The organism is Micromonospora sp. NPDC005215 (genome assembly GCF_040607915.1).
Lineage (GTDB): Bacteria > Actinomycetota > Actinomycetes > Mycobacteriales > Micromonosporaceae > Micromonospora.
On record NZ_JBEXHQ010000035.1, the window covers coordinates 64779 to 75925 of the forward strand.

The following is an 11147-nucleotide window of genomic DNA, read 5'->3' on the forward strand; positions in this document are numbered from 1 at the left end:
CTTCCGTTCATCGCACGCCGCCGGCGACCGTCTCCGCCAGCGCGGCGCGTAGGGCGAAACCCTGAGAGCCCCGGCCGGCCTGCGGCCACAGCGCCGGCAGTCGGGCACCGTGGTCGACGCCGACGACGCGCCAGCCACTCTGCAACATGGCGAGGACCGCGGCGCCGTGCGCGTGCTCCGCCTCGGCCCGCGCCTTCTCCGGCAGGCTGAGCCAGGTGGAGCTGTTCAGCAGGAAGCCGATGCAGGTGGCGCCGTTGCCCCGCAGCCCGGCCAGCAGCTCGGCCTCGGCCACGCTCACCGTGCCGAACAGCCCGATGATCAAACCGCCGTCGGCGCGCTGGCGGACCCGCTGCACGAGACTGGTCACCTCGGCGCGCTGATCCAGGCGTACCTCCGCGAGGTGGTCGAGCAGCGCCCCGTCACCGCCGGCCTCCGACGCGTCCACGTCGACGCCCGAGCCGCTGACCAGGCGCAGCTTGTAGCCGGCCTGCCGAAGGTGGACGGCGACGCTCGCGGCGGCGGAGACGGCCCACTCGAAACTGGCCGTCGGCCCCTCGCCGCGGTGGCCGTACGCGCGAGTGTCCAGAACGACAGTGGCCCGGCTCTCCCACGGCTGCTCCTCACGGCGCACCATCAGCTCGCCGGTGCGCGCTGTGGATTTCCAGTGCACCCGGCGCAGGTCGTCGCCGCGCCGGTACTCCCGGGTCGCCGCGTCGTCCTCGCCGTGCACCGCCACCGACCGGGCCCGGCTGTCGCCGCTGCCCGCGTACTCCCCGGGGAGCCGGACCGACGGCAGGGGGGTGACCTGCGGGATGACCGTCAGGTGGTCGGTGCTGGGGAAGGACCGGGTGAGCTCGCAGAGGCCGAACGGATCGGTTATCCGGACCACCAGCGGGCCCACGTCGTAGCGGCCCCGCACATCGGCCCGCACTGTGTACGCCACGGAACTGGCCTGGTGCGCGCCGAGTCGCTCCAACACCACCCGGGGCCGGCTGCCCAGCGCGTAGGGCAACCGGTCCTCCAGCAGAAGGGTGCCGGTCGGTAGCCGGGAGAGGTTCTGCAGACGCAGCACCACCCGGGAATTGGCGCCGACCGGAACCCGGTGCGGGTCCAGTGACCGGTTGCAGGCCAGCTTGTAACGGCTGCGCCCGACGTAGGCCGCGGCCAGCAACGGCAGGATGGCCAGCAGCACAGCTACCCGGAGCAGGTCCCGCTCGCCGAGGATGCCGGACGAGAGCGCCGCCGCGACGGCGGCGGCGAGGAAGGAGCGCCCGCGGGTGGTCAGCCCGCGCAGCCCGGCACGCACGTCATGGCCTCCGCGGCTCGTAGGGCGCGCGGCCGTTGCCGGAAGCGGGCCGGGTGTCGTACGGGTTGCGCTGCCTGTCGTGCGGCAGCGGCAGACGGTGCACCAGTTCGGAGACGATCGCGTCGGTGGTGCGCCGCGCGAGCTGCGCGTCGGCGGTCGGGATGATCCGGTGGGCGAGCACCGGCACCGCCAGGGCCTGCAGGTCGTCGGGGAGGACGTAGTCGCGGCCCTCCAGGGCGGCGACCGCCCGGGCGGTGCGCAGCAGCTGCAGGGTGGCTCGGGGGGAGGCGCCGAGCCGCAGATCGGGGGCCTCGCGGGTGGCGGTGACCAGGTCGATCGCGTACTGCTTGACCGCGTCCGCGGCGTGCACCTGCCGGACGGTGGCGATGAGCTGCCGGACGATGGCCGCGTCGGAGACCGCGCGCAGCTCGTTCAGCGGGTCGGTGGCACCGTGGCCGTCGAGCATGGCCATCTCGGCATTGGAGTCCGGGTAACCCATCGCGATGCGGGCGGTGAACCGGTCGCGCTGCGCCTCGGGCAGCGGGTAGGTCCCCTCCATCTCGATCGGGTTCTGCGTGGCGATGACCATGAACGGGGTCTGGAGCTGGTACGTCACCCCGTCGACTGTGACCTGCCGCTCCTCCATGCACTCCAGCAGCGCCGACTGGGTCTTCGGCGAGGCTCGGTTGATCTCGTCGCCCACCACCAGGTTGGCGAAGACGGCACCCGGGCGAAACTCGAAGTCGTGGGTCTCCTGGTTGTAGACGCTGACCCCGGTGACGTCGCTGGGCAGCAGGTCGGGGGTGAACTGGATCCGTCGTACCGTGCAGTCGATGGACCGCGCGAGGGCCTTGGCCAGCTTGGTCTTGCCGACACCGGGAACGTCTTCGATCAGGAGGTGACCCTCGGCGAGCAACACGGCCAGGGCGAGCCGCACGGTGGCGGTCTTACCCTCGATGACCTGCTCGATGTTGGCCACGATGGCCTCGCTGGCGGCGCGGAACTCGTCGTGCGGCAGTAGGCCGCCCACCTCGTCCCAGGTCTGTTGTGTCACGGGCCTCCTCCTCGTCGCCGTCACGGCAGCTCTCTAGAGAGCACCTGGACCCGCCGTTGGGTTCGCGACGTCGAGCCTCGTTTGCCGCAGGATTCTCACTAGCCTCTCAGGCTAACCATGTTTGTCGTTATCGCCGACCCCCGCAGGTAGTCCGTCGGTTACGCCCCGATATTCGCCGCCTCGGGGGACCCGGCCCGGCGCACCCGTGCCGCCGGCAGGCCGGACCGTCGGGGAGGTACACTGCCGGACATGGCCGGAGTCTTCCTGCTTCTTATCGGGCCGTGCTGATGCGCTGAACGCGCGACAGCACGGCGGCCCCTCCTGTGCGAGGGGCATTTTTGTGCCCGCCGCCGGCCCGGCCCGGCGACGCCGATGACGAAGCGAAGCGAAGCGAGGAGAGACGATGAGTGAGGCAGCCGCACCGGCGGGCGACATTCCCCCGTTCCGGTACACCGCGGCCCTGGCCGACGAGATCGAGATCCGTTGGCAGGACAGCTGGGCGCGCGAGGGCACCTTCCACGCACCGAACCCGACCGGCCCGCTGGCCGACCCGACCCACCCCCGCGCCGGCGCGGACAAGCTGTACGTGCTGGACATGTTCCCGTACCCGTCCGGCGCCGGCCTGCACGTCGGCCACCCGCTGGGCTACATCGGCACCGACTGCTACGCCCGCTACCAGCGGATGGCCGGCCGCAACGTGTTGCACGCGATGGGCTTCGACGCCTTCGGCCTGCCCGCCGAGCAGTACGCGGTGCAGACCGGCACCCACCCCCGGACCACCACCGTGGCGAACATCGAGCGGTACAAGGCGCAGCTGCGCCGGCTGGGGCTGGCGCACGACGAGCGCCGCTCGGTGGCCACCATCGACACCGACTTCTACCGCTGGACCCAGTGGATCTTCCTGCAGATCTTCAACTCCTGGTACGACCGCGACGCCGGCAGGGCCCGCCCGATCGCCGAGCTGATCGCCGGGTTCGAGGGCGGTAACCGGCCCACCCCGGACGGCCGGGCCTGGGCCGAGCTGAGCGTCGCCGAGCGCCGCCAGGTCGTCGACGACCACCGCCTGGCGTACGTCTCGCAGGCCCCGGTCAACTGGTGCCCCGGGCTGGGCACCGTGCTGGCCAACGAGGAGGTCACCGCCGACGGCCGTTCCGACCGGGGCAACTTCCCGGTCTTCAAGCGCAACCTGAAGCAGTGGATGATGCGGATCACCGCGTACGGTGACCGGCTGATCGACGACCTGGACACCCTGGACTGGCCCGAGCCGATCAAGCTGATGCAGCGCAACTGGATCGGCCGCTCCACCGGCGCCCACATCGACTTCCCGACCGCGGTGGCGCCGGTGCGGGTGTTCACGACCCGGCCGGACACCGTCTTCGGCGCCACCTACATGGTGCTGGCGCCCGAGCACGAGCTGGTCGACACGCTGCTGCCGGCCGCCTGGCCGGACGGGACGAGGGACGCCTGGACCGGCGGGCACGCCAGCCCCCGGGTGGCCGTCGAGGCGTACCGCAAGGCGGCGGCGGCCAAGACCGACGTCGAGCGGCAGGCCGACACCAAGGAGAAGACCGGCGTCTTCATCGGCGCGTACGCCACCAACCCGGTCACCGGCGGGCAGGTCCCGATCTTCATCGCCGACTACGTGCTGGCCGGCTACGGCACCGGCGCGATCATGGCGGTGCCGGCCCAGGACGAGCGGGACTGGGCGTTCGCGGAGGTCTTCGAGCTGCCCATCGTGCGTACCGTGCAGCCGGCGGAGGGCTTCGACGGCAAGGCGTACACCGGGGACGGCCCGGCGATCAACAGCGCCGCGCCGGAACGCGGCCTGGACCTGAACGGCCTGGGGGTCGCCGACGCCAAGGCGGCGATGATCGCCTGGCTGGAGGCGAACGGGCACGGCACCGGCGCGGTGACCTACCGGCTGCGTGACTGGCTGTTCTCCCGGCAGCGTTACTGGGGTGAGCCGTTCCCGATCGTCTACGACGAGACCGGCGCGGCCATCGCCCTGCCGGAGGAGATGCTGCCGGTCGAGCTGCCGGAGGTGGACGACTTCTCCCCGAAGACGTTCGACGCCGACGACGCGAACAGCAACCCGGAGACCCCGCTGTCGCGGCGGCGGGACTGGGTCGAGGTCGAGTTGGACCTGGGTGACGGGCCGAAGCGCTACACCCGGGAGACCAACGTGATGCCGCAGTGGGCCGGCTCGTGCTGGTACGAGCTGCGCTACCTGGACCCGACAAACAGCGGGCGGTTCGTCGACGCGGAGAACGAGCGCTACTGGATGGGCCCGCAACGCGAGGGTGACTGCGGGGGCACCGACCTGTACGTCGGCGGCGCCGAGCACGCGGTGCTGCACCTGCTGTACGCGCGGTTCTGGCACAAGGTGCTGTTCGACCTGGGGCACGTGTCGTCGATCGAGCCGTTCCGCAAGCTGTTCAACCAGGGCATGATCCAGGCGTACGCGTACACCGACTCGCGCGGCAGCTACGTGCAGGCCGAGGAGGTCTTCGAGCGCGACGGCGCCTACTACCTGGGCGACCTGGCGGTCAACCGCGAGTACGGCAAGATGGGCAAGTCGCTGAAGAACGTGGTGACGCCCGACGACATGTGCGCCGCGTACGGCGCGGACACCTTCCGGGTGTACGAGATGTCGATGGGTCCGCTGGAGGTGTCCCGCCCCTGGGAGACCCGGGCGGTGGTCGGCTCGTACCGGTTCCTGCAGCGGGTCTGGCGGGCCGTCGTCGACGAGCAGACCGGCGCGCTGCGGATCACCGACGACCCGGCCGACGAGGCGACCCGCCGACTACTGCACAAGACGATCGACGGGGTCCGTGGCGACATGGACGGCATCCGGTTCAACACGGCGATCGCCAAGCTGATCCAGCTGACCAACGGGCTGACCGGGCTGTCGGCGACGCCCCGCGAGGTGGCCGAGCCGCTGGTGCTGATGGTGGCGCCGTTCGCCCCGCACGTGGCCGAGGAGCTGTGGCGCAAGCTGGGCCACGACACCTCGCTGACGTACGCGGACTTCCCGACCGCCGACCCGGCGCTGCTGGTGGCCGACACGGTGACCTATCCGGTGCAGGTAAACGGCAAGGTCCGTGGGCGCATCGAGGTGCCCGCCGACGCCGCCGAGGAGGTCGTCCGCGCGGCGGCCCTGGACGCGGTGGCCGCGGCGCTGGCCGGCAAGGACCCGCGCAAGGTCATCGTGGTGAAGGGCCGGATGGTCTCGGTCGTCGTCTGACCCCGGTGTCCGTTCCGCCCTCCGCCGGGAGGCAGCAACATCGGGGATGTTGCTGCCTCCCGCGCGCCGCAAGCAGCAACATCGGGGACATTGCTCGGATCTTGGTGCGGGGTGCTTCCGTGCGGTTCGATTGTCGGGTCAGGCCGGCATCTGCCGGCGGCGGCGCTCGGCGCGCCACCAGCGGTGCACGAGCACCACGCTGGCGATCAGGCCGAGGCTGGCCGGGGCGGCGGCGTACCAGTTGATGTGGCCGGGTGAGCTGACCGACGCGCCGATCGCCGCGTAGCCGAATGCGGTCGGCGCGGACGCGATCACGCTCCCGGCCAGGAACGGCAGCACCCGGGCGCCGGTCGTGCCGTAGCCGTAGCTGACCAGCCCGAAGCCGGCGATCGGCAGCAGCCGGACGGTGACCACACCGACCACGCTCTGCCGGGCGAACCAGCCGTCGAGGCGGGCCAGGCGGCCACGAACCCGAACGGCTACGAACTCCCGGCCGAGCAGCCGGCCGACCGTGAACCCGATCGCCGCGGCCACCAGCGCGGCGCCGAGGGCGTACGCGGCACCTTCCAGCGGGCCGAAGATCGCGCCCGCGGCGAGCGTGATGAAGGTCCGGGGGACCAGCGCCACAAGCAGCAGCGCGCCGCCGAGGATGGCCGCCACCGGGGCGAGGTCGCCCAGCCGGTCGGCCAGCAGCGGCAGCTGCTCCGGATCGGGTCGGGGCACCAGGAGCAGCAGCAGCCCGCAGCCGCCGATCAGCAACACGAGCAGGGCGAACCGGGCGGCCGACGGCTGCCGGAGCAGCCGCCGGACGGCATGGATCATGCCCGGGCGGCGGCCACTGCGGAGCGGCGCTCGTTGCGGAGCCGGTCGGACCAGGTGTCGTCCAACGGCGGAAGCTGGTGTGCCCCGGTGGCCCAGCGCAGCAGCAGGTCGGCCAGGGCGGGGTTGCGGGCCAGCGCCGGCCCGTGCGAGTAGGTGCCCAGCAGCTTGCCGCGCCACGCGCCCTCGGTGGCGCCGTTGTTGCCCACCCCGGCGGTGACCCGGGCCAGCGGGGAGACCTCCGGACCGAGGTGGGTGCGACCGCCGTGGTTCTCGAAACCGGTGAGCGGGGGCAGGCCCAGCCGGGGGTCGATCTCACCGGTCAGCTCGCCCACGGCCCGGCTCTCGCCCCGGTCGGACTGCAGGTCGAGCAGCTCCAGCCCGCGGCACTGCACGCCCTTGGCGAAGAACGAGGTGCCGAGCAGTTGGTAGCCGGCGCAGACGCCGAACACCACCGAGCCCTGCGCGACGGCGCGGTGCAGGCCGCCGTCGGCGAGGAGCCGCTGGGCGCCGAGGGCCTGCGGGCCGTCCTCGCCGCCGCCGACCAGGTAGATGTCGGCGGTCGCGGGCAGCCGCTCGTCGGAGCGGACCTCCAGCACCTCGACGGGCATGCCACGTTGGCGGGCCCGGCGGGCGAGGATCAGGGCGTTGCCCCGGTCGCCGTAGGTGGAGAGCAGGTCGGGGTAGATCCAGACGATGCGCAGGCTCTCAGATGACACGGTCCAACTCCGCTCGGATGTCCTGGAACGCTGTGTAGTTCGCGATGACCTCCAGCCGCCCGGGCGGGACCGACCGGAGCGCGTCGTCGAACGTGCGGACGTGCTGGAACGGTACGTCGTTGACGTCCAGGCGGACGGCCAGGTCGTAGGCCCGATCGCCGGTGATCAACACCTGCCGGCCGCGGAGCGGGGCGAAGTCGACGTCGTAGAGCCAGGAGGTGTCCAGGCCGTCGGGGTCGCGCGCGTTGATGGAGAGCAGGGTCGGGGCGTCGTCGGCCATGTCGAACGCCTCCAGCCAACTGGCCGGGTTCTTGGCCAGCAGCAGCCGGATGTTGCGCCCGTCCTTGTCGACCTGCGCGTAGCGGCCGGCCACCGAGGTGACGATGCCGAGGCGGGACACCGCGTCGACCGGGCGGACGCCGAACTCGGCGGCCACTGCCAGCGCGGTCGCCGCGTTGCCGAGGTTGACCTTGCCGGGCAGTTGGAGGGAGACCTTGTGCCAGGCGCCGGTGGGGTCGAGCACCCCCTCGTCCTCGACGAGCCAGTGCGGCTCCGGTCGGCGCAGCGGGCAGCCGGTGCACCACCACTGCTCGCCGGAGCGCTGGATGGTGGAGCCGCACTCCGGGCAGACCCAGGAGTCGTCGTGCCAGCGCTGGCCGGCACTGAACCAGGTCACGTGCGGCGGGTTGATGCCCCGGGCGGGGTCGCCCGGCGGGGTGGCCGCCCAGACCACCAGCGGGTCGTCGGCATTGGCCACCACCCGCACGTTGGTGTGCCGGACCAGCGCCGCACGCCAGAGCTGCGCCATCATGGCGACCTCCTTGGCGCGGTCGAGTTGGTCGCGGGAGAGGTTGAGCAGCGCGACCACGTGCGGCTCGGTCGCCTCCAGCACCTGGGCGAGGTAGTGCTCGTCCACCTCCAGCACCGCGTACGGGGTGCTGCCGGCCTTGGCCAGTGCCGAGGTGTGCCCGCTGGGCATGTTGGCGCCGAACGAGTTGGTGGCGACCCGGCCGAGCACGCCGACCGCGGCGGAGGTCAACCGGGTGGTGGTGGTCTTGCCGTTGGTGCCGGAAACGAGCGCTATCGCACGCCCGGCCGACAGGTGGGCCAGCAGGTCCGGGTCGATCTTCAGGCCGATCCACCCGCCGATCACCGAACCGTCGCCACGGCCGGCCGCCCGGGAGAGCGCCGCGGCGGTCCGTGACACGGAGCTGGCCACCTTGGCCCGTAGGGGCATTTTCGCGTCCGTCACGCGAGCGAGGTTACCGGACCGCCCGCCCCGCCAGATCGCCGCCGACGGTGAACCGTTCGGCCGTGACTGCGGCGCGGGCGGCCGGGAGGACCTCCACCGGACGGAGTCGATCTATGTCGGAAAGCGGACCACGCCGGCGGCCCGCCGCGGCCCTCCACTCCGCTCCACCCCTTGTGACGTGCTGTTTTGCCGCCGGACAGGACACGCCACGCGGGCGGAATTGGTTGCGGGTGGAGGGAAGTGGAGTAGAGTGGGGACCAATGGTGAGGCCGGGAGGGCTCACCGGCCCGGGGGGTCAGCGGCGCCGCGAACGCCGCTCAGGGGCGAGGGGGTTGGGCCGGTGTTTCTCGGCACCCACACTCCACGCCTGGACGAAAAGGGCCGGTTGATCCTTCCGGCCAAGTTTCGGGATGAGCTGGCGGGGGGTGTCGTGGTCACCAAAGGGCAGGAGCGCTGCCTCTACGTCTTCCCGACCCCTGAGTTCCAGCGGATCGCGGACCAGTTGCGCGCGCAGCCGATGACGCACAAGGCGGCCCGGGCCTACAGCCGGGTCTTCTTCGCCAGCGCGCACGACGAGGTTCCGGACAAGCAGGGCCGGGTAACCATTCCGGCCCACCTGCGGGCGTACGCCGCGCTGGACCGCGAGTTGGTGGTGATCGGCGCGAGCACGCGGGTGGAGATCTGGGACAAGGCCGCCTGGGAGACGTACCTCGCCGACAGCGAGGACGACTTCGCCGACATCTCGGAGGGGGTGCTGCCCGGCGGTCTGTAGGGCGGAACGGCGCCCGACGTACTGCGAGATCTCCAGCCGCTTTCGAGTTCCTGGCACCCCTTCCCCGGTGCCAGGCGCACGATCCAGTCATCGGGCGACGGTCCGGTGTCCGGCGGGAGCGGATGGGGATCTGGCGGTACGACGGCAGCGCCGTCCGACGACAGGCGCACGAGGAGAACGGACGTTTCAACCAGTGGGGGTCATCATGGGGGAGTTGCGCGGCACGCACGTGCCGGTGCTGCTCGAGCGGTGTCTCGAGCTGCTGGCCCCCGCGCTGGGTCGAGGCGGCCGGACGGTCCACGTCGACGCGACGCTCGGCCTGGCCGGGCACGCGGAGGCGGTGCTTGAGGCGCACCCGGAGACGGTCCTGATCGGGCTCGACCGGGACACCGAGGCGCTCGCCCACGCGCGGGTCCGACTGGCCCGGTTCGCCGATCGGGTGCACCTGGAGCACGCCGTCTACGACGAACTGCCGGACGTGCTCGACCGGCTGGGCTATCCGGGCATCGACAGCGTCCTGTTCGACCTGGGTGTGTCGTCGTTGCAGTTGGACGCGCCCGACCGCGGGTTCGCGTACGCCCAGGACGCGCCACTGGACATGCGGATGGACCAGACCCGGGGGGTGACCGCCGAGGAGGTGGTCAACACCTACGGGCATCCGGACCTGGCCCGGGTGCTGCGGGTCTACGGCGAGGAGAAGTTCGCCGGCCGGATCGCCTCGGCGATCATCCGGGAACGGGAACGCGCCCGGATCACCTCGTCCGCGCTGCTGGCGGAGCTGGTCCGGGACTCCATCCCGGCGCCGGCCCGACGAACGGGCGGACACCCGGCAAAGAGAACGTTTCAGGCTTTACGGATCGAGGTAAACAGAGAGCTGGCAGCGCTGGAGACAGCGTTGCCATCCGCGCTCGACGCACTGACCGTGGGCGGTCGCATGGTGGTTCTGTCCTACCACTCGCTGGAGGACAGGCTCACCAAGGCGGCGCTCGCGGACCGGGTCCGCAACACGGGCCCGGTCGACCTCCCGGTCGAGCTTCCCGGGTCCGGTCCGACGTTCCGGCTGCTCAGCCGGGGCGCCGAACTGCCCGGGGAGGCGGAGGTCGCCGCGAACCCGCGCGCCGCCTCGGTGCGGCTGCGGGCCGCGGAGCGACTCGACCCGATCGCGACAGAGCAAGGGCGGACCGACCGCGAACGGTCTCGCCGACGGGTGAAGGGAATGCACCAACCGGGCACGGGGTCCGCCTGATCCGTGGGGGATCAGGGACACCGGGACGGCAGAGGGACGGACGTTGAGGGGGAGGGACATGAACATTGACAAGCGCGGCCGCCGGGACGTCACCGGTGGCGAGCAGCGCACACCGCGGTCGGGGGGCCGGACCGCGGCGGAGCGGGCTCCGCGCCTCGGAAACGGTACGCCACGCATCGATCGAGTGAACCGGCAGGGGGAGACTCGCGCCCGGGGGGCGCGCGAGTTCCCGACCCAGGGCACCGCCGCGCTGCGGCCGGTCGAGAAGGCCGCCGGCGCCACCAGCGCCCGGCCGCCGCGGCTGCGGGTGGCGCCGCCGCCACCGATCTCGGTGCCGCGTGCGCCGTTCGCGGCGCTGATCGTGGTGCTGGTGGTCGGTGGGGTGCTGGGCATCCTGGCGGTCAACACCAAGATCAATGAGAACGCGTTCCGGTTGGAGCGGTTGCAGCAGCAGCAGGCTCGACTGGACCTGGAGAAGCAGCAGCTGGACAAGCAGATCGCCGAGTACGAGGCGCCGGGCAACCTGACCGCCGAGGCGCGGCGGCTGGGCCTGGTGGACGCTGGCGAGCCGGGCTACATCCGGCTGCCGGACGGCAAGACCATCGGCGTGCCGCGGCCGGCCACCGGTAAGCCGTCGGTGACCAGCCAGGGTGCGGGAGGCTGACCGGTGCCACGAAGGTCGGACGAGCCGCGCCACGGCGGGAGTTTGTTAGAGCACACCTGTTAACTGCAGTC

8 protein-coding genes and 1 pseudogene are annotated in these 11147 nt (G+C 71.9%); 4 read left to right on the forward strand and 5 right to left on the reverse strand.

Annotated elements, in window-relative coordinates; all coding sequences use genetic code 11:
• Positions 1-7: 7 nt before the first annotated feature.
• Together ABZU25_RS24025 and ABZU25_RS24030 are read right to left on the reverse strand one after the other, a co-directional pair.
• Positions 8-1306, reverse strand: coding sequence for a DUF58 domain-containing protein (locus ABZU25_RS24025; RefSeq protein WP_355031611.1), 1299 nt, complete (start codon positions 1304-1306; stop codon positions 8-10).
• 1 nt (position 1307) lies between these two features.
• Positions 1308-2360 carry a MoxR family ATPase gene (locus ABZU25_RS24030; RefSeq protein ID WP_355031612.1) on the reverse strand — a complete coding sequence of 351 codons (1053 nt, stop codon included), beginning with the start codon at positions 2358-2360 and terminating at the stop codon, positions 1308-1310.
• Between the two features lie 403 nt (positions 2361-2763).
• Between ABZU25_RS24030 and leuS the strand changes: the two genes are divergently transcribed.
• A complete protein-coding gene (gene leuS, locus ABZU25_RS24035; RefSeq protein ID WP_355031613.1) occupies positions 2764-5604 on the forward strand; it encodes a leucine--tRNA ligase in 2841 nt (946 codons plus the stop codon).
• Between the two features lie 138 nt (positions 5605-5742).
• Here leuS and ABZU25_RS24040 read toward each other — a convergent pair whose 3' ends face one another.
• The 3 genes from ABZU25_RS24040 to ABZU25_RS24050 are packed head-to-tail and all read right to left on the reverse strand — an operon-like array spanning position 5743 to position 8379.
• The gene (locus ABZU25_RS24040) at positions 5743-6426 is read right to left on the reverse strand and encodes a VTT domain-containing protein (RefSeq protein ID WP_355031614.1); all 684 of its coding nucleotides are present in this window, start codon (positions 6424-6426) and stop codon (positions 5743-5745) included.
• Entirely contained in the window at positions 6423-7142 is a 720-nt protein-coding gene (locus tag ABZU25_RS24045) for a glutamine amidotransferase (RefSeq protein WP_355031615.1), read from the reverse strand. Before ABZU25_RS24045 ends, ABZU25_RS24040 begins: the two co-directional genes overlap by 4 nt.
• Positions 7132-8379, reverse strand: a complete 1248-nt coding sequence (locus ABZU25_RS24050; protein ID WP_355031624.1) for a MurT ligase domain-containing protein — start codon at positions 8377-8379, stop codon at positions 7132-7134. The genes ABZU25_RS24045 and ABZU25_RS24050 overlap by 11 nt, the downstream gene beginning before the upstream one ends.
• A gap of 355 nt (positions 8380-8734) precedes the next feature.
• On the opposite strand from ABZU25_RS24050, the gene mraZ reads away from it, so the two are divergent.
• The 3 genes and pseudogenes from mraZ to ABZU25_RS24065 all read left to right on the forward strand — a co-directional run bounded on the left by mraZ (position 8735) and on the right by ABZU25_RS24065 (position 11076).
• Entirely contained in the window at positions 8735-9166 is a 432-nt protein-coding gene (gene mraZ / locus ABZU25_RS24055; protein ID WP_355031616.1) for a division/cell wall cluster transcriptional repressor MraZ, read from the forward strand.
• 205 nt (positions 9167-9371) lie between these two features.
• Positions 9372-10481, forward strand: a pseudogene (gene rsmH / locus ABZU25_RS24060) (16S rRNA (cytosine(1402)-N(4))-methyltransferase RsmH).
• Positions 10471-11076, forward strand: coding sequence for a hypothetical protein (locus ABZU25_RS24065; protein WP_355031617.1), 606 nt, complete (start codon positions 10471-10473; stop codon positions 11074-11076). Before rsmH ends, ABZU25_RS24065 begins: the two are co-directional and overlap by 11 nt.
• Positions 11077-11147: the final 71 nt, after the last annotated feature.

Bases quoted from the DNA above. Each gene is read 5' to 3' on its own strand.
- leuS (WP_355031613.1), top strand. From the start codon at position 2,764: ATGAGTGAGGCAGCCGCACCGGCGGGCGACATTCCCCCGTTCCGGTAC.
- ABZU25_RS24040 (WP_355031614.1), bottom strand. From the start codon at position 6,426: ATGATCCATGCCGTCCGGCGGCTGCTCCGGCAGCCGTCGGCCGCCCGG.
- ABZU25_RS24050 (WP_355031624.1), bottom strand. From the start codon at position 8,379: ATGCCCCTACGGGCCAAGGTGGCCAGCTCCGTGTCACGGACCGCCGCG.
- ABZU25_RS24065 (WP_355031617.1), top strand. From the start codon at position 10,471: ATGAACATTGACAAGCGCGGCCGCCGGGACGTCACCGGTGGCGAGCAG.